This is a genomic window from Erythrobacter sp. AP23, assembly GCF_001542855.1.
Lineage (GTDB): Bacteria > Pseudomonadota > Alphaproteobacteria > Sphingomonadales > Sphingomonadaceae > Qipengyuania.
Window position 1 is genome coordinate 305,816 of the sequence record NZ_LNBY01000017.1, and the last position, 17,514, is coordinate 323,329.

16 protein-coding genes and 1 tRNA gene are annotated in these 17,514 nt (G+C 62.6%); 10 read left to right on the forward strand and 7 right to left on the reverse strand.

What is annotated here, in order from left to right:
• Window positions 1–6: 6 nt before the first annotated feature.
• Together ASS64_RS11385 and ASS64_RS11390 are read right to left on the reverse strand one after the other, a co-directional pair.
• A complete protein-coding gene (locus tag ASS64_RS11385; protein WP_067694350.1) occupies window positions 7–960 on the reverse strand; it encodes an alpha/beta fold hydrolase in 954 nt (317 codons plus the stop codon).
• A 2-nt stretch (window positions 961–962) separates the two neighbouring features.
• Window positions 963–1,787: a DUF6544 family protein gene (locus ASS64_RS11390; RefSeq protein ID WP_067694353.1), complete on the reverse strand. Its 825-nt coding sequence runs from the start codon at window positions 1,785–1,787 to the stop codon at window positions 963–965.
• 533 nt (window positions 1,788–2,320) lie between these two features.
• Between ASS64_RS11390 and ASS64_RS11395 the strand changes: the two genes are divergently transcribed.
• A complete protein-coding gene (locus ASS64_RS11395) occupies window positions 2,321–4,441 on the forward strand; it encodes an amino acid permease (protein WP_067694356.1) in 2,121 nt (706 codons plus the stop codon).
• Window positions 4,442–4,822: 381 nt separating this feature from the next.
• Here ASS64_RS11395 and ASS64_RS11400 read toward each other — a convergent pair whose 3' ends face one another.
• Together ASS64_RS11400 and queF are read right to left on the reverse strand one after the other, a co-directional pair.
• The gene (locus ASS64_RS11400; protein ID WP_067694359.1) at window positions 4,823–6,430 is read right to left on the reverse strand and encodes an NAD(P)/FAD-dependent oxidoreductase; all 1,608 of its coding nucleotides are present in this window, start codon (window positions 6,428–6,430) and stop codon (window positions 4,823–4,825) included.
• A gap of 21 nt (window positions 6,431–6,451) precedes the next feature.
• On the reverse strand, window positions 6,452–6,910 hold the full coding sequence (queF, locus tag ASS64_RS11405; RefSeq protein ID WP_067694361.1) for a preQ(1) synthase: 459 nt from the start codon (window positions 6,908–6,910) through the stop codon (window positions 6,452–6,454).
• Between the two features lie 473 nt (window positions 6,911–7,383).
• Between queF and ASS64_RS11410 the strand changes: the two genes are divergently transcribed.
• The 9 genes from ASS64_RS11410 (at window position 7,384) to ASS64_RS11450 (ending at window position 15,239) form a co-directional block, all read left to right on the forward strand.
• Window positions 7,384–8,130, forward strand: coding sequence for an LPXTG cell wall anchor domain-containing protein (locus ASS64_RS11410; RefSeq protein ID WP_067694364.1), 747 nt, complete (start codon window positions 7,384–7,386; stop codon window positions 8,128–8,130).
• A gap of 37 nt (window positions 8,131–8,167) precedes the next feature.
• The gene (locus ASS64_RS11415; protein ID WP_067695220.1) at window positions 8,168–9,001 is read left to right on the forward strand and encodes a sulfurtransferase; all 834 of its coding nucleotides are present in this window, start codon (window positions 8,168–8,170) and stop codon (window positions 8,999–9,001) included.
• A gap of 2 nt (window positions 9,002–9,003) precedes the next feature.
• On the forward strand, window positions 9,004–10,215 hold the full coding sequence (gene metC / locus ASS64_RS11420; RefSeq protein ID WP_067694368.1) for a cystathionine beta-lyase: 1,212 nt from the start codon (window positions 9,004–9,006) through the stop codon (window positions 10,213–10,215).
• A 2-nt stretch (window positions 10,216–10,217) separates the two neighbouring features.
• Window positions 10,218–11,285 carry a mechanosensitive ion channel family protein gene (locus ASS64_RS11425; protein WP_067694371.1) on the forward strand — a complete coding sequence of 356 codons (1,068 nt, stop codon included), beginning with the start codon at window positions 10,218–10,220 and terminating at the stop codon, window positions 11,283–11,285.
• A gap of 96 nt (window positions 11,286–11,381) precedes the next feature.
• Window positions 11,382–12,140, forward strand: a complete 759-nt coding sequence (gene cobA, locus ASS64_RS11430; protein ID WP_067695221.1) for a uroporphyrinogen-III C-methyltransferase — start codon at window positions 11,382–11,384, stop codon at window positions 12,138–12,140.
• A complete protein-coding gene (locus ASS64_RS11435) occupies window positions 12,137–12,433 on the forward strand; it encodes a DUF2849 domain-containing protein (RefSeq protein WP_067694374.1) in 297 nt (98 codons plus the stop codon). Before cobA ends, ASS64_RS11435 begins: the two co-directional genes overlap by 4 nt.
• Before the next feature lies 1 nt (window position 12,434).
• The gene (locus tag ASS64_RS11440; RefSeq protein ID WP_067694377.1) at window positions 12,435–14,069 is read left to right on the forward strand and encodes a nitrite/sulfite reductase; all 1,635 of its coding nucleotides are present in this window, start codon (window positions 12,435–12,437) and stop codon (window positions 14,067–14,069) included.
• Window positions 14,062–14,487, forward strand: a complete 426-nt coding sequence (locus ASS64_RS11445; protein WP_067694380.1) for a DUF934 domain-containing protein — start codon at window positions 14,062–14,064, stop codon at window positions 14,485–14,487. Before ASS64_RS11440 ends, ASS64_RS11445 begins: the two co-directional genes overlap by 8 nt.
• Complete coding sequence (locus ASS64_RS11450; protein WP_067694382.1) at window positions 14,484–15,239, forward strand: phosphoadenylyl-sulfate reductase; 756 nt, start codon at window positions 14,484–14,486, stop codon at window positions 15,237–15,239. Before ASS64_RS11445 ends, ASS64_RS11450 begins: the two co-directional genes overlap by 4 nt.
• An 18-nt stretch (window positions 15,240–15,257) precedes the next feature.
• Here ASS64_RS11450 and ASS64_RS11455 read toward each other — a convergent pair.
• The 3 genes from ASS64_RS11455 to proB all read right to left on the reverse strand — a co-directional run bounded on the left by ASS64_RS11455 (window position 15,258) and on the right by proB (window position 17,409).
• Window positions 15,258–15,333, reverse strand: a tRNA-Thr gene (locus ASS64_RS11455).
• Window positions 15,334–15,382: 49 nt separating this feature from the next.
• Window positions 15,383–16,294 (reverse strand): NAD(P)-dependent oxidoreductase, encoded by a 912-nt coding sequence (locus tag ASS64_RS11460; protein ID WP_067694385.1) that lies wholly within the window; start codon window positions 16,292–16,294, stop codon window positions 15,383–15,385.
• Window positions 16,291–17,409 carry a glutamate 5-kinase gene (gene proB, locus ASS64_RS11465; protein ID WP_067694388.1) on the reverse strand — a complete coding sequence of 373 codons (1,119 nt, stop codon included), beginning with the start codon at window positions 17,407–17,409 and terminating at the stop codon, window positions 16,291–16,293. The genes ASS64_RS11460 and proB overlap by 4 nt, the downstream gene beginning before the upstream one ends.
• Window positions 17,410–17,514 lie beyond the last annotated feature (105 nt).

The following is a 17,514-nucleotide window of genomic DNA, read 5'->3' on the forward strand; positions in this document are numbered from 1 at the left end:
TTGCGGTCATTCTTCTGCTTCAAGAAATTGGTCGATCTTCGCTCGTAACTCGGCATGGTGGCCGAGCAGCAGGTGGCCCCCGCGATCGAATGCTACGAAACGGGCATGGGGAATCCGGTTCTGCAGTTCCTCGGCGATGGCCAAGGGGTTCAGACTGTCGTCTCTGGCGTGCACCACCAGCGTCGGTGCACTGATTCCTTCGAGATCGTAGGTCGCTTCGGGATCGGTCGCAGCGCCTTCGTTGCCAATTCCGACAAGCCGGTCCGAGGCAGGAATGAAACCGTCCACCAGGCGATCAACGAATTGCACTTCCTCGACCGGGAGACCTTCAAGCAATTCCGGGCGCGCGTCGAAAGCGCTGCGCACGTGGCCAGGCGCAATCCTTGTCAATGCCCGATACACCGCGTCATTGCCGAGCAAAGCTGAGTAAGCCCAAGTCGGTATCGGTCGGTCATCGACCTCGGCGCTAAAGGGCGCAATAGGAGCGGACGATAAGAGGACGAGCCGGTCGGTCCGATCGGGAAACATCTCCGCGAATTTGAGCGCAGGAGGAACGCCGCCCGACATGGCCAGGATACTCACGCGCTGCAGACCGAGCTCATCAAGCAGATCCAAAAACGCCTCCGCTTGCGCCTCGGTCGACGGATCGGGCGGCATGGCGCTGCCGAGGTAACCGAAGCGCGATATAGCGATGAAACGATGGGCATCGCCGCCCATGGCCTCTGCCAGCAGCCGCCCCTGATCAAACCCACCACCCGCGCCGTGGATCACCAGCACCGGTGGGCCTTCACCCCAGCTGACGTACTCGGTCTGCCCGTAACGAGTTTCAGCAAGCGAGCGCTCCGCCGCGAGTTCGGACCTACGCGTGTCGGCTGCGCGGTTGCCGAGGATTGAGACGGTCGTGCCCAGAACAACCAGACCGCCGATGATCGCCACTCCGATGTGCCAGCGCCGCATCATGGCTAGCGCGCTTCGTAGTGAGTGAGGCGCAAATGGCCGTAGGCGAAGGGGCCTTCGGGCAGGTGCCAGATGGCGTTTCCCTCGCTGGCAAGGCGCCAGCCAGCGAACTCGCGATAATTGTCCAGCGGCGTGGTCCAGCGGGTCACGGTAAGGCTGCCGTCCGTCTCCAGCATGCCGCGGTCCTGGGACACGAAATCAATGAGCTCGCCCGCCTCATTGAAGATCAGCTCCGCGCTAACTGTGTTGGCGCCCAGCGTGAACGAGACCTTGGCGTGCCTATCATCCTCCTCAGTCCAGCTCAGCCGCTCATCGGCGAGCCGCGAGGGTGCGAAGAAGGCGAGATCGTTCAGGATGGTGACGGTTTCGGTTCGGGTCAGCTTGGGCCCGCCAATATCGATCACATTGGCGATTCCGGCGAGACGAACACGCATCGTCGCCTGATCGTGATTGAAATCGTGCAGCACGGCGACGGGCAGGCCCTTCATTCTCGTCTTCATGAAGAACAGCCGATGCGGGACGTCGAAGCGCTCGTACTGGACTACTGGCCCAGTCATTCCTGGCTCGTCGGGGGCGTCGTACATCGCAGCATCGAAATGCATGACAATCTCGGTCACGACCGGGCGACCGATGGAACCGGTGAGTTCGATGTAGCGCTGGACCGGTTCAGGAAGGTGATCGATGTCCGTCTCGGTCAACAATTGTGGTTCCGCCAGCGGTTCTGCAGCGGCCTCTGCCCGACGCTGGTCGAAAGCGCGCGACAGGCTCGTCGACCAGATATAGAGAGCGCCACCAACAGCGATCAGCGCGGCAGCACCCAGAAACCACATAATCGCCTTCCTCCTGATCGGGGATTACCTCAAAGACCAATTCCAATCAGACGTACTCGAGCGGGCAAAGGCGAATCAGGGCATTGCTACTCGCCAATCGAGACTGTCGGAATCTACCAGAAAGGCGGCTTGTTTCGTTGATCGGGGTCAAAGCGCCAGAATGTAAGGTGACCAATGGCGCGCAGCTTTTGGGGCGGTAAGCTGCCAGTCCACTAATGAGTGGGCGCGCCGCGAAAGCCGACGTTCGGCCACCGCCCTTAGCTTCGGCCGGCTAGACCCGGTCATCCCGTCTGCCGATGGGCGGATCGCGCCGACTACATTGCCGAGATTGATCGCCACATCGAGATGGCGCTTTCTGCCCAAGGGGCCGGCTTTCCAGGTTGGCTAAACTCGCTGTTAGTGGACTGACTGAAGCACGCAGACCGATTTCCAAGTGAAGGATGTGACGTTCGCCCTTCGCTTTCGACTGCGGTTAGGGATACATCGGCAATCCGACTTGTTTTGGCATGAGTTGCGTGACTTCTTCAATCGGCATGAAAGGGATGATCATAGCCCCTGCGAACGATACCGAGAGCGACAAGAAGCTCGCGAAAAGCCTTAAGCTGTTCGACGTCTATGCCGTCGCAACCGGGGCCATGTTCTCGTCCGGCCTGTTTCTGCTGCCCGGTATCGCAGCGGCCCAGACCGGTAATTCCGTCTACCTCGCATATATGGTCGCCGGATTTCTGATCTTGCCGGCTATGGTCTGCATGGCAGAACTTTCGACCGCCATGCCCCGCTCGGGCGGAGCCTACTTTTTCCTCGATCGCAGTATGGGCCCTATGATGGGGATGATTGGCGGTGTGGGCTCCTGGATCGCAACCGTTTTCAAGAGTGCCTTCGCCCTCGTAGGTATGGGGGCCTATCTCGCACTCTACATTGATCTGCCGATCACGATCACCGCCGTGGTGCTGACGATTGCGTTCGGCGTGCTAAACGTTCTCGGCGCTAAGGAAACCACGCTCCTACAGCGTATCCTCGTCGGGACGCTGGTGATCATCCTGACTGCTTTCATCGTCGTGGGACTGTCACGCACGGGCGTTTCCGACGTTTTTTCACCTGACCCCGCCTACGGGGCTTTCTTCCGGGAAGGGTTTGGTGGGTTCATCACCACGATCGGGCTTGTATTCGTTTCCTACGCCGGTCTTACCAAGGTCGCCAGCGTATCCGAGGAAATCGAAAATCCTGATCGAAACATACCGCTCGGAATGGTCCTGTCGCTGATTACGGCCACTTCGATCTATACGCTCGGCGCTCTGCTGATCGTCACAGCTTTGCCTCCTGATGAGCTGTTCGACAGCCTGACACCAGTCGCGGATGCAGGCGAGGTGTTCCTCGGCTGGATACCCTACGATCTTGGGATTGCACTCCTCGTTGTTGCAGCGGTCGCTGCGTTCGCTTCCACCGGCAATGCCGGCATCCTGTCCGCCTCACGCTATCCGTTCGCCATGGCCAAGGACAAACTGGTTCATGCCAAACTTGGAGAATTGGGGCGCGGCGGCACTCCCGTCATCGCAATCGGCGTGACAGTCCTCACCATGGTGCTGGTCTTGCTCGTGTTCGACGTGGAATCGGTTGCGAAGCTGGCCAGCGCGTTTCAATTGCTCCTGTTCGGCCTTCTCTGCCTTGCCGTCATCGTGATGCGGGAGAGCCAGATCGACAGTTACCGACCTGGATACAGGGTTCCGCTCTACCCGTGGACGCCGATTGCGGGCTTTCTCCTTTCATTCTGGCTCATTCTGGAAATGGGCGCGGTGTCAATCCTGTTCACGGCTGCCCTCGCAATTGCCTGCGGGGTCTACTTCCAGGCCTATGCCTCGAAGCGGGTGAAACGCCGCGGGGCGATCTATCACATGCATCGCCACTTGGGGCATCACACCTATGAGGGCATAGAACACGAACTGACATCCATCGTGCATGAGAAAACGCAGCCCGAGAATCTCAGGTACGAAAGCCTCGTAGGCCGCGCCGCATTCGTCGATTATGGCGAAGGTCGGTTCGACAGCGCGCGCTTGAGTAGAGAACTGTCAGAGATTGCACAGAACGAGTTCGGGCTGGATGAGAAGGTCGCGCAATCGATTTTCGAAGGCGATCGGATGGACGTGCGTGCCATTCGCCCTAACATGTATCTGGCCTACAAGATCATCCCCGACATCGACGAATCCCAGCTCGCCATTTTCAGGTTTAGCGGAAGCGCTACAGTGGCCGTGACGGGGGCGCGCAAGGTCCACACACTGATGTACCTCCTATTGCCCGAAGAACCGGTCGGGCTCGATCTGCGTATCGTAGGACACCTTGCGGAGGTGGCGCAAAGCGACAACTTCGAGGAACGCTGGCTGGCGGCCACCCAAAGGGAAGAAATCAATCGCATACTAGCGCGCGACGACCACGTCTTTCGAAGCGAGGTTTCAAGAATACCGGTTCTGGCTGCGCAGAAAGGGGCAAGGCTCGAAGAGATCAAGTGGCCAGGAACCTGCCTTATCATGACTGTCGAGAGGGATGGCGAACTGATAATCGCAAGGCCAGATCTGCAATTGCGGGAAACCGACATTGTATCGGTTCTGGGCGAGCCTGAGGATCTTGGGCTGCTATATGATGTAAGCTCAATCGAGTGACTTGCGGATGGCAGGCAAGAAGGGGAACGACAACTTTCTAAGGGTTTTCGCTAATCTTCAAATTAGAGAATACTTGCATCTATAAAAGAAGGGGTAGGAGTTATGGAGCCGGGACCGCCGAAGAGGCGCAAACCCAGGAAGTTTTATTGGTTCCTGGGTGCAATTGTCGCTTTTTCGGCATTAGCAGTTTCTGGCTTAGGTTAACTCAATCGCATCGGGCTCACAAAGCCGGCGGCCCCGGGGGCCGGAAAGCGAAACGGCGGCGTCTAGGCTCGCACGCAGCCTCGATAGATGACCTGAATGGGGGCGCAGAGCCGACTTTCGGTCTGAGAAACGTTGCGGTTAGATTGACGGCACCGCCACGGGCTTCACCGATAGAGATCAGATCGCCGTGAACCGCCGCCAGTTGCCGCGGTCGAAGATCACTTCCCGCGCGCAATTGTGTCCTGGCGCGCCGGTTACTCCACCGCCGGGATGCGTACCCGCTCCGCACATGTAGAGGCCCTTTACCGGCCCGCGATAGCTCCCATGCCCGAGCACGGGCCGTGCGGACCACAGCTGGTCGAGGCTCATCTGGCCGTGCATGATATCGCCGCCGACGAGACCAAACTTGCGGTAGAGGCCCTTGGGACTGAGTACCTGCCGCCCGAGGATCGATGCCCGAAAGCCGGGGGCATGCGCCTCGACCGTATCGATGATCGCGTCTGCGGCGGCATCCTCCTCCTCGTCCCAATCGCGATCATCGGGAAGGGTTGGGGCGAATTGCTGGCAGAACAGGCTGGCGACATGCTGGCCCGGCGGAGCGAGGCTATCGTCGACCGTGCTCGGGATCAGCATCTCGACGATCGGCTTCTTCGACCAGCCATGTGCCTTGGCGTCGAGGAAGGCCCGGTCCATGTAGCCGAGGGTGGGCGCTATGATGATGCCCGATTGGTGGTGCTCGCCGGGTTCGGGAAGAGCGGTGAAACGCGGCAGTTCGGACAGCGCGACGTTCATGCGGAAGGTGCCACCGGCGGCCTTGTATCCGTGCATCCGCCGGCGGAAATCCTCGGGCTGGTGCGCCGCGTCCAGCATCTTGCCGTAGAGCAGCATGGGGCCGACGTTGGCGATGACGCGCGTGGCGGCAATTTCCTCGCCGCTTTCGAGCTTTACGCCGGCGACCGTATCGCCATCGACCAGCACTTGTGCGACCGGCGCTTCGAGGCTGATCTCGACCCCGCTTTGGCGGCAGACATCGGCCATGATCTGGGTAATCGTGCCCATGCCACCAACGCAATGTCCCCAGGCGCCCTTCTTGCCGTTCACCTCGCCGAAGACGTGGTGAAGCAGGACATAGGCACTGCCCGGCGTGTCGGGCGATGCGTAATTGCCGACCACTGCGTCGAAGCCGAAGGCGGCTTTGACCGCGTCGTTCTCGAACCACTGTCCAAGGAAGCTGGTCGCCGATTTGGTGAACAGGTCGAGAATGTCGCGCTTGGCTGCCAGATCGAGGCGCGAAATGCCCCAGCCCTGCGATGCGCCCGCGATCAGCGTGCGCAATCCCTCGCCGACATTGGGCGGCGATTTCAGCGCCAGGTCGCGCAGCACTTGGGCAACGCCTTCGAGCGCATCGTAATAGGCGGGCAAGGCCTCGGCATCGGCTTGCGAGAAGCGGGCAAACTCGGCCTGCGTCCGCTTCAGCCCGCCGCCGAGCTTGAGATAGCCGCCATCCTCCTGCGGCAGGAAGTTCGAGATCGGCCGCTCGATCACGCGGTAGCCGTGCTCGACCAGCCGCATGTCGCGAATGACCTTTGGCTGCAGCAGGCTGACGGTGTAACTCGCGACCGAATTGCGGAAACCCGGGTGGAATTCCTCGGTGACCGCCGCGCCACCGACGACATCGCGGCGCTCGACGATGCGGACCTTAAGGCCCGCTTGCGCGAGGTAGAAGGCGCAGACCAGCCCGTTGTGGCCGGCGCCGATTATGACGGCGTCGTACTGCTTGGTCATGCGAGCCGCCGTCCCGCTACGTCAGCCCCGACCGCGATAGGACGAAACGCCCTGGTCGGGCAGCCAAAGGTCGGCAGGCGGCGTACCGCTCTGCCAGAAGACGTCGATCGGTATCCCGCCGCGCGGGTACCAGTAACCGCCGACGCGCAGCCATTGCGGTTGCATCTCGTCGAACAGTCGCTGGCCGACGCCGACCGTCACATCCTCATGGAAGCCGTTGTGGTTGCGGAACGAGCCGAGGAACAGCTTGAGGCTTTTCGATTCCACGATCGTCTCGCCCGGCGCATAATCGATCACGAGATGCGCGAAATCGGGCTGGCCGGTGACCGGGCAGAGCGAGGTGAACTCGGGCGCAGCGAAGCGCACCATGTAGAGCTGGCCCTTGCGCGGGTTGGGCACATAATCGAGCTCTGCCTCTTCGGGCGAGGCGGGCAGCGCGGTGTTGGCGCCGAGGAACTTGGGGGAAGGTGTGTCGCTCATGCCGCGCTCCTGCCGCGAAGCGCGGCTTCGCGCAAGCCGGGGCTTGGAAGCAAGCGCTTCAGAACCTATTCAGCGCGGCTCCGCACAGTGGCGGTTTTTGCTCCAACAGACCTGCGATGCTTCTTCGAATTAGCCTTCCCCTGATCGCGCTGTCGACTGTGCTCCCGGCCATGGCGCAGGCCCAGTCGGTCAATGATTTCACGCTCGAACCTGCGCCGACCCCGACGGCGACACCCCAGGCGCAGGGACCTGCCGACACCCGTAGCGGGGTCGAGATCAGGCCGCGGGCGGTCAACACGCCCGCTGCGACACCGGCCCCCGAGCCCACGCCTACGAACGCACAGGTGGCTCAGCCGCCTGCGGTGCAACCGACCTCTTCCGCGCCCATGCCCCGGTCCCCCCCGTTGCCGACTATTACGCCGCGGCCGGTAGAAACCAGCCCGGTCCGGACACAGGCACCAACGGCACCAGCAGTGCGCGAAACTCCGGCTATCGAGGCCGGCGCGCCGGCCCTCGAACCCGTCGCCACGCTGTCGCCAACTCCCATTTCCCAGCCGCAGGGCGGTGCTTTCGAAGCTGACGCCGGGGGAGACGAATGGCCTTGGTTGCCGATCGGCGGGGCGGTGGCCTTGCTGGCGCTGCTCATCGCTGGATTGTTCGCCTGGAGGCGTCGCCGGGACGCCTATGTGCCCGAAATCGAGCGCCCGGTAATAGTCCCTCCAACGCGCCCGGAGCCGGTTGCGCTTGCAGAGGCGCTGCAATTGCGCGTCGAACACGACAAGCTGATCCGAAGCGCCGCATTCGCAACGCTCAAGTATCGAATGACCCTGATCAACCGGACCGATACCGCTTTGAGCGATATCTCGGTCGGGCTCGACCTCGCATCGGCGCATGCAGGTGCGCCGATGGAAGAGCAGATCGCGACCGATGCCGGTGCTTTGGAAAAACGGCATGAGATTGCCCGGATCGCCCCGCGTCAGAGCGTCACACTCGAGGGGCAGGTCCAGCTACCCTTGGCGCAGGCGCACGTCATCCGGCAGGGGCGCTATCCCCTGCTGGTGCCGCTGATGCGCGTCGGGATAGAGGGGCCGGGTAAAGGCGCGCTGCTCAAGACATTTGTGGTCGGGCAAGGGGCGCCAGGGGGCGGTCGCGTCCAGCCTTTCCGCCTCGACGAAGGGCCGCGCAGCTACGCGCCGATCGCGCAGCGCGAACTTGCCTAGCTCGACTTCGTTCGATCCGGCGTCTAACCGGATGGCGATGGAGAGTCTTGTTTCGACCCAATGGCTTGCCGACGAGCTTGGTGCCGACGACCTGGTGGTGCTCGATGCGACGATGCATCTGCCCGACAGTCCGCGCAAGAGTTCGGCCGAGTTTGCCCAAGGTCATATCCCGGGTGCACGTTTCCTCGACCTCGTCAGTTTCGTGGATGCGAGTTCGGACGTGCCTAAGGCGGTGCCGAGCGCAGAGCAATTTGCCGACAGACTCGGCCAGCTCGGGATCGCGCCCAACGACAGGGTCGTGTTTTACGACGATAGCCAGATCAAGAGCGCCGCACGCGCCTGGTTCATTTTCAAGCTTTACGGTTTTGGCGAGGTAGCCATCCTGGATGGCGGGTTCGCCAAGTGGAAGCGGGAAGGGCATCCGCTGGAAACCGGCGCCTCTTCAGCCATGCAGGTCGAATATCCCGTGCCCAAACGGGCCGGAAGGCTGCGCAGCAAGGAAGAAATGCTCACCAACTGCAGTTCCTGTAACGAACAGGTCGTGGATGCGCGCGATGCGGCGCGGTTTGCAGGCGAGGATGGCAATGGTTCGAAGGGACACCTTCCGGGTGCGGTCAACGTCCATTTCGCGAGGTTGTTTTCCGAAGACGGGACCTATCGCTCGCCCGGACAGATCGCGGCCATCTTTGCGGCTGCGGGCATTGAGCTGGACGGGCCGGTCGTCACTTCGTGCAACAGTGGAATGACGGCCTGTGTGCTTGCATTCGGCCTGCATATTGCGGGCAAGGAAGATGTAGCCGTGTATGACGGAAGCTGGCTCGAATGGGGTAGCGATCCGGATACGCCGAAGGAAAAAGGGGCGGCACGCTGACCATGGCAGGGGGAGACGACCATGAGCGGCGACCCGCCACCCGCCTTGTAACAAGTGGCCGTTCGGGCGGTTTTGCCGGAAAAGTCGTCAATCCGCCGGTGTGGCGCGCGAGCACGCATCTTTATGAGGATTGCGCGGACCTGAATGCGCGCAAGACGCGCAACGAGGATGGCACGTTCTTCTACGGCCGCCGCGGCGCGCCGACGCAATGGGCGCTGTGCGAGGCGTTGACCGCGCTCGAACCGGGTGCGGCCGGTACGGTGCTTTATCCAAGCGGGCTGGCCGCGCTGGTCGGCGCGCTTCTGGCGGTACTGCGCAGTGGCGACGTGCTGCTGGTTGCGGACAATGCCTACGAGCCCACACGTAATGCAGCGATGGGACTGCTCAAGAAATTCGGCATCGAGCATCGCTTCTTCGATCCGCTCGATCACGAGGCCTACCAGGCCGCGTTTTGCGACCGGACCCGCGCGGTCATGCTAGAGGTGCCCGGGAGCTTGACGATGGAGGTCTGCGACATCCCCGCTCTCGCCCGGATCGCGCGCGACAAGGGGGCAGTCAGCCTGCTCGACAATACCTGGGCGACTTCGCTTGGCTTTCCGGCGCTCGAGCGCGGCTGCGATATTGCGATCACGGCGCTGACCAAACACGTCGGCGGGCATTCCGACGTCATGATGGGTTCCGCGAGCGCGGGCGAGCGATGGTATCGGCGCCTGCGCCTTGGCGCGCAGCAACTGGGCCATGTCGTCTCCCCCGATGATGCCGCGCTGGTTCTGCGCGGATTGCGGACCATGGGCGTGCGGCTGAACCAACAAACCGACACCGCATTGGCCCTGGCCCAATGGCTCGATAGCCGAAGCGAGGTGGCGCATGTGCTCTCGCCTCTGCTTCCAGGCACGCCGGACCATGCACTGTGGCAGCGCGATTTCAACGGTGGCTGCGGATTGTTCAGCTTTGTCCTCAAGGGGGGCGACGATGCGGCGCGCTGCCGGCTGGTCGACGCGCTCGAGCTATTCGGCATAGGCTATAGCTGGGGCGGGTTCGAAAGCCTCGCTCTGCCGTTCGATGTCGAGCCGGTGCGCAGTGCGATGCCCTGGCCGAAGGAAGGATGGGGGGTTGAGGACCGTTATGCCATCCGTCTATCGATTGGGCTCGAAGACAAGGACGATCTGATCGCCGACCTCGCCAACGGGTTTGCGGCACTAAACGAAGGATAGACGTGCAGGGCGAGACTCCACCAAGCGACGGCGACAATTCCGAGGCGACGCCCGTCGAACAGGCCTGGAGCCTCGCCGAGCCCGCCCAGGAGGAAAGCGGCGTCGCCGCGGCCGAGGGAGCGAAGGAAGCGCTGAGTTCGCAAAGCGAGACCGTGGGCTCGGTCGTCGACACGCTCGATGCCGTGGCGTTGTCGTTCGGCGATTTCCGGATTTCCCTGTTCGATGTGCTGATCGTCAGCGCGGTCATTGCCGGGGTCCTCATCTTCGCCTGGTTTGCCAGCCGGATGAGCCGCCGCCTCGTCCGCCGCATGACGCGGCTCGACGATGCACAGCAATTGCTGGTCGAAAAGATCGCGACGATTATCGTCTGGGCGACGGCTTTCTTCGTCGGGATCGACCTGCTTGGGATCGACCTCACGGCGCTAGCGGTGTTTTCCGGCGCCTTCGGCCTCGCGATCGGTTTCGGGCTCCAGAAGACCTTCGGCAATCTGATCGCCGGAATAATCCTGCTGATGGACCGCTCGATCAAGCCGGGTGACGTGATCGCGGTGGCCGATACGGTGGGCAGGGAGAGCTTCGGCCAGATCCGCAAGATCGGCATCCGCGCGGTCTCGGTAACGACCAGGGACCAGCGTGAGTATCTGATTCCGAACGAGAACCTGATGATCAACCAGGTCGAGAACTGGTCCTATTCGTCCAAGAACGTGCGTATGCAGGTCGAGGTCGGCGTCAGCTACGATTCCGACATGAAGCTTGCAGAAGAACTGATGCTTCGAGCCGCAAACGAATGTGGCCGCGTGCTGAGCGCGCCGCCACCGACGGCATGGATGAGCGAGTACGGGGACAACTCGGTCAATTTTGTCATCCATTGCTGGATAAAGGATCCCGAGGATGGCGTCGGGAATGTACGCAGTGCCGTGCTGAAGAAGCTGTGGTGGCTATTCAAGGAACACGGAATCGAAATTCCGTTCCCCCAGCGCGACCTGCATGTTCGCTCCAGCGACCAGCTCGATCGAATGATCGAACTCATGAGCCAGGGTCAGAGCGTTTCCAAGGGTACAAAAGAATAGGTTGCCGCGCGGACAGCGCCGGTTTCAAATCTTGCCTTCCTTGCCGCACACGCATTCTGATTGGCGGATACGGGCCGCGTCCCGCATCTTGCGAGCATGGCAATTACCGGAACCATCTTTCTCGTCGGTGCGGGGCCGGGCGATCCCGACCTTCTGACCATCCGCGCTGCACGGCTGATCGAGCGCGCCCGCGTGATCGTCCATGACGGGCTCGTCGATCCCGCCATCCTTGCGATCGCGCGCGACGATGCCGAACTGGTCTCGGTCGCCAAGCGCCGATCGCACCACACGCTGCCCCAGGAAAAGATCAGCGAATTGCTGGTCCGTATCGCACGCTCGGGCGAAGACGTAGTCCGGCTGAAGGGCGGCGATCCGTTCATTTTCGGGCGTGGCGGTGAGGAGGCGGAAGTTGCCAGCGCCGCCGGCGTCCCGGTCGAAATCGTCCCGGGTATCAGTGCTGCCAATGGTGCGGCCGCAGCGGCGCAGATCGCCCTGACCCATCGCGATGCTTCTAGCATCGTCAGCTTCGTTGCGGGCCAGTGCAAGGGTCTCAAGGACCAGGATTGGGCTGGCCTTGCTGGCAAGGGCCGTACGCTGGTGATCTATATGGGCGTTAAGACCGCACCTCAGATCGCCGAGAAGCTGATGGAAGACGGCCTTGCCCCCGAAATGCCGGTGGCCGTGATCGAGAACGGCACGCGCCCCGAGATGCGCGTGCTGCGTGGAATGCTCGCCGGCCTGCCCGATCTCGTCGAGCGGGAGGGCGTCGTCAGCCCTGCGCTGATCGTTATCGGCGAGGTTACCGCGCGCGACGCTGCAACCCTCGCCGCAGCCGCGCAGGAGGCCACACGATGAGGCTTTTGACAGGCAACGACCTCAAGTCCGGCGCGGTGACATGGTGGACCGGCAGCGACTGGTCGATCCATATCGAGGACGCGGTCGATGTGACAGGAAGCGAGGACGAGATCGCCCGACGCGAAGAAGCCGCCCGCCGGGTCAACGTGCCCTATGCCATCGACGCAGAACTCCACGAAGGCAGCCCCCGGCCTTCGCACATCAAGGAACGCGTGCGCGCGCTGGGCCCTACCGTTCGTCCCGACCTGACCCTCAAGCCTGCCGATCCCGAAATCGGTAATTGGGTGATCTGACATGTACGCTTACGACCAATACGACCAGGCGATGGTCGATGCCCGCGTGGAAGAATTCCGCGACCAGGCGCGCCGTCGCCTAGAAGGCAAGTTGACCGAGGATCAGTTCAAGCCGTTGCGGCTGATGAACGGTCTCTACCTGCAACTGCATGCCTACATGCTGCGCGTCGCCATTCCCTATGGCACTCTGAACAGCCTGCAGATGCGTGCGCTGGCCGATATCGCGGAGAAATACGACCGCGGATATGGCCACTTCACGACACGGCAGAATATCCAGTACAACTGGATCAAGCTGGAGGATGCCGCCGATATTCTCGCCGATCTCGCCAAGGTCGAGATGCATGCGATCCAGACCAGCGGAAATTGCATTCGCAACATCAGCTCCGACCATTTCGCGGGCGCTACAGCGGACGAGGTCGTCGATCCGCGCCCTTATGCCGAGCTCTTGCGTCAGTGGTCCAGCTTCCATCCCGAATTCAGCTACCTGCCGCGCAAGTTCAAGATCGCGGTGATTGCCAGCGAGAAAGATCGGGCAGCCATGCGGTTGCACGATATCGGCATCAATATCGTGCAGAACGATACGGGCGAGCTGGGTGCGGCTTTCTATGTCGGTGGCGGGATGGGCCGTACGCCGATGATCGCGCCCTGCATCAATGCCTTCGTGCCGCTAGACCACTTCGTGACCTACGCCGAAGCGTGTTTGCGCGTCTACAACCGCTATGGCCGCCGCGACAACAAGTACAAGGCGCGGATCAAGATTCTGGTCCACGAACTCGGTGCCGAAGAATACACCCGTCAGGTCGAGGAGGAATTCGCGCAGCTGCTCGATCAGGGCATCGAACCGCCGCTGGCCGAGCTCGAGCGGATCCGGACCTTTTTCGAAGATCCGCCATTCGATGGCGATGCCGATGCGGAAATCGATCGCAGCGATCCCGATTTCGCCGTGTGGGTTGATCGCAATACGGTTCCGCATAAACAGCCAGGGTATGTATCGGCAGTCATCAGCCTGAAGCCTGTCGGCGGTATTCCCGGCGATGCGACTGCCGAGCAGATGCGGCTGATGGCTGATCTGGCGAAGGATTACAGCTTCGACGAATGCCGGGTGATGCACACGCAGAACATCGTCCTACCGCATGTCAGAAAGGCCGATCTCCACGCGCTGTGGACCGCGCTCGAGGACGCCGGGCTGGGCAGTCCCAACCTCGACACGGTCGAAGATATCATCGCCTGTCCGGGACTTGACTATTGCAGCCTCGCCAATGCGCGGTCGATCCCGGTCGCGCAGAAGATTTCGGAGCGCTTCGCGGCAAACGGCAAGACCGGGACGCTGGGCGAACTCAAGCTCAAGATTTCGGGCTGCATCAACGCCTGCGGGCATCACCACGCGGGCCACATCGGCATCCTCGGCGTCGATCGCAAGGGGGTCGAGAATTACCAGCTCCTGCTCGGCGGAAGCGAGGCCGAGGACGTCAGCCTCGCCAAGATCACCGGTCCCGGGTTCGACGAAAACGGCATAGTTGATGCCGTCGAGACCGTGACCAGCGTTTACGAGCGCGAACGCCAGGACGGCGAACGTTTCGTCGACACTTACCGCCGCATCGGCATGAACCCTTTCAAGGAGGCGCTCTATGGCTGACACGCTGCGCTATCGCGACGACGAACCGGTCGACCATCCGGCGGTTACCGTCGATGCCTTTCTCGACCAGTCCAACGCCTCGGCCGTGCGGATCGAACCGGGCGATGACGCGCGCGCACTCGTGCCGCATCTCGAGCGGCTTGCGCTTGTAGAAGTCAACTTTCCCGCATTCGGTGACGGGCGAGGGTACTCCTCGGCTCGGATATTGCGGGAGGCAGGCTTTGAGGGTGAATTGCGCGCGGTAGGCGATGTGCTGGTCGACCAGCTCGCCTATATGCGCCGCTGCGGTTTCGACGCCTTCGAGCCCGATGAGCAATTCGACATGGACGATGTGAAGGCAGCCTTCGAGCGCTGGCCCGAGGTCTACCAGAGCGCGGCGGACAGCCGGACGCCGATCTGGACCAAGAGGCACGCGTGAACGAATTGCGCGCTATCGACCGGATCGACACGGGCCCCCGCTTCACCGAGCAGGACGCCATCCGTCTCAATCGCATGTTTCGCGGTACCGAGACGGAGGAATGGCTGCGTGCAGTGATCGAGGGCAGCCTGGCCGGCGATACCGCGGTAGTGTCCAGCTTCGGCGCCGAGAGCGCGGTGCTGCTGCATCTGATCGCGCAGGTCGATCCGACCATCCCCGTGCTGTTCCTCGAAACCGGCAAGCACTTCCCCGAAACGCTCGCCTATCGCGATGAACTGACCGATCGCCTCGGCCTCAATCGCGTCGATCTCTATCCCGAAATCTCCGATCTCGAATCGCGCGACGAAAGCGGTCTCAGGTGGTCCTACGATCCCGACGGCTGCTGCGAACTGCGCAAGGTCAAGCCGTTGGCCAAGGCGCTGGACGCTTTCGATGCCAGCTTTACCGGTCGCAAGGCATTCCAGTCGTCGACGCGCGCCAATCTGCCGCGTTTCGAAGTGGATACGTCGGATGCTCAGGGCCGGCTCAAGATCAACCCGCTGATCGACTGGTCGCCGGACGATATTGCCGCCTATTTCGACAGGCACGAGCTGCCGCGTCACCCGCTGGTCGAGCGCGGGTTTCCCAGCATCGGTTGTTCGCCCTGCACCCGCCAAGTGGGCGAAGGCGAGGACGCACGCGCGGGTCGCTGGGCCGGCTGGGACAAGGTCGAATGCGGCATCCACAAGCCCGGCGAGGAACCGTTCCTCTAAGGCGCGATGTGGGAAAGGTGGTGCCGGCTAGAGGAGTCGAACCCCTGACCTGATGATTACAAATCAACTGCTCTACCAACTGAGCTAAGCCGGCGACCGAGAAGCAGCGCCTTTCGAGCAATCCGGCGCGATTGTCCAGCCCCTCAAAGCCATCCTTGTGCGCGATACCAATCGGCGGTCGTGCGCAGCCCCTCTTCCCCTCCGATCCGGGGCGACCAGACCGCTTCGGGCACTTTCTTGGAAGACCGCGCAACCCAGTTGGGATGGGTCATGTAACCCACCCGGTCGGCGGTCAGCCGCGCCTTGTCACCGCGCACCAGGCGGTCGAGCTTGGCAGCGCCTTCCAGCACCGGTCTGGGGAGGTGGGGTGCGAAGACCGGGCGCCCTACTGCCTTGCCGATCGCCTTGGCCATGTCCTTGTGCGACCAGCCACCCTCGCGCCCGTCGTCGGGCTCGAACATGCGGCGGCGGACAAGGGCGGGTGAAGCATCGACGAGGTCGAGCAGCAGCCGGGCAAGATCCTCGACATGGATGATCGAGCTGGCCCCACCCGGGGGCAGCGGGACGAAGCCGAATTTGGCGCTGCGGAACATCTCGAAATAGTCGACGTCGTGCGGGCCGTAGACGCCGGGCGGCCGCACGATGGTCCAGTCGAGCCCGCTCGCCTCGACCAGTTTCTCGGCCTTCGCCTTGGACGCGCCATAGGCCGACAGTTCCGGCTCGCGCGCGGAGAGCGAGGAGACGAAGATGAAGCGTTTGACCTTTTTCTCTTTCGCAGCGCCAATGAGGCGTTCGGTCCCGCCGACATTGGCGTCCTCGAATGCGGCCGGGTCGGGGGTATTGGTAAGGCCGGCCACATGGATCACCGCATCCGCCTCGTGGCATAGCGTCGCAAGCGCTGCGGGGTTCGACAGGTCGCCCGCGATCCATTCGAGGTGATTGCGCGCGGCCTGCGTGCGGCGGGTGAGCGCACGCACCGGCTCCTCGCGCCGCATCGCTTCGCTCAGCACGGCCTTGCCGACGAAGCCGGTGGCCCCGGTCAGTGCGATGGTCATGTGTGCACCATATGGTCGCGGTGTATCACGGCGGCGCGCGGCGCATAGCCGAGCTTTTCGGCCTGTTGTTCTTCGCGCAGGCCCAGGATCGCGCTGCATTCGGCCGAGGTGTATTCGACCAGCCCCTGCCCGAGCCGCTCGCCCTTGGGGCCGTGGATCGCGACGAGATCGCCGCGCGCGAATTCGCCCTCGACACCGGTAATACCGGCGGCAAGCACGCTCGCGCCGTTCTCGAGCGCGGTCATGCATCCTTCGTCGACCGTGACGACGCCGGAAGGCGCAAGCCGCCCGCCGAGCCAGGCCTTGCGCGCGCTGGCATTGGATTGCGGCACGAACAGCGTGCCGGTTTTGCTGTCGAACGCGCGGGAGACGGGCGAGGGATGCGTGCCGTTGACGATGGCGAGCGCGATGCCCGCCCGCTCGGCAATGCGCGCGGCCTGTAGCTTGGCGAGCATGCCGCCCGACCCGAGGCCGGATGAGGATTCGCCGGTGGCCATGGCGATGATCTCTGGGGTAACGCCCTCGACACGTGCAATCAGCGCAGCACCGGACTCGCGTGGGTCGCGGTCGTAGAGGCCATCGACATCGGACAGCAGCACGACCGCATCGGCGTCCGCCGCCTGCGCCACGCGGGCGGCAAGGCGATCGTTGTCGCCGAAGCGGATTTCCTCGGTTGCAACACTGTCGTTCTCGTTGACCACCGGAACTGCGCCAGCCTCAAGCAAGCGGGCCAGCGTGGCCGAGGCATTGAGGTAGCGGCGGCGGTCTTCGAGATCGCCGAGAGTGACGAGCATTTGCGCTGCGGTGATGGCGTGCGTGCCGAGCGCGTCGGACCACAGGCGCGCCAGCTCGACCTGGCCGACCGAGGCGGCAGCCTGCGCATCGGCAAGGCTCCCCCGGCCACCCTTGGAAAGGCTCAGCTTTGCAGCGCCGAGCGCAATCGCGCCGGACGATACGACGATGACCTCGCTGTTTCGGCGCAACGCGGCGATTTCGGCTGCGAGTGTCGCCAACCATTCTGCACGCGCGTTGCCTTGTTCCACGAGCAGCGCGGAGCCAACCTTGATCACAAGGCGGCGTGCGCTGCGCAGGTCTGGGAGGCTATCGATCGCCATCTATTCCTTCGTCACCCCGGACTTGATTCGGGGCCCAGCTTCTCTTGCTAGGGCATCGAAAAGTCTAGCGGGACCCCCGCCTTCGCGGGGATGACGAATTGTTGG

Coding starts and splice junctions, on each gene's coding strand:
- ASS64_RS11445 (WP_067694380.1), top strand. CDS start 14,062: ATGGCTGACACGCTGCGCTATCGCGACGACGAACCGGTCGACCATCCG.
- ASS64_RS11460 (WP_067694385.1), bottom strand. CDS start 16,294: ATGACCATCGCACTGACCGGGGCCACCGGCTTCGTCGGCAAGGCCGTG.
- ASS64_RS11390 (WP_067694353.1), bottom strand. CDS start 1,787: ATGTGGTTTCTGGGTGCTGCCGCGCTGATCGCTGTTGGTGGCGCTCTC.
- ASS64_RS11435 (WP_067694374.1), top strand. CDS start 12,137: ATGAGGCTTTTGACAGGCAACGACCTCAAGTCCGGCGCGGTGACATGG.
- ASS64_RS11385 (WP_067694350.1), bottom strand. CDS start 960: ATGATGCGGCGCTGGCACATCGGAGTGGCGATCATCGGCGGTCTGGTT.
- ASS64_RS11400 (WP_067694359.1), bottom strand. CDS start 6,430: ATGACCAAGCAGTACGACGCCGTCATAATCGGCGCCGGCCACAACGGG.
- queF (WP_067694361.1), bottom strand. CDS start 6,910: ATGAGCGACACACCTTCCCCCAAGTTCCTCGGCGCCAACACCGCGCTG.
- ASS64_RS11415 (WP_067695220.1), top strand. CDS start 8,168: ATGGAGAGTCTTGTTTCGACCCAATGGCTTGCCGACGAGCTTGGTGCC.
- ASS64_RS11395 (WP_067694356.1), top strand. CDS start 2,321: ATGAAAGGGATGATCATAGCCCCTGCGAACGATACCGAGAGCGACAAG.
- proB (WP_067694388.1), bottom strand. CDS start 17,409: ATGGCGATCGATAGCCTCCCAGACCTGCGCAGCGCACGCCGCCTTGTG.
- cobA (WP_067695221.1), top strand. CDS start 11,382: ATGGCAATTACCGGAACCATCTTTCTCGTCGGTGCGGGGCCGGGCGAT.
- metC (WP_067694368.1), top strand. CDS start 9,004: ATGGCAGGGGGAGACGACCATGAGCGGCGACCCGCCACCCGCCTTGTA.
- ASS64_RS11440 (WP_067694377.1), top strand. CDS start 12,435: ATGTACGCTTACGACCAATACGACCAGGCGATGGTCGATGCCCGCGTG.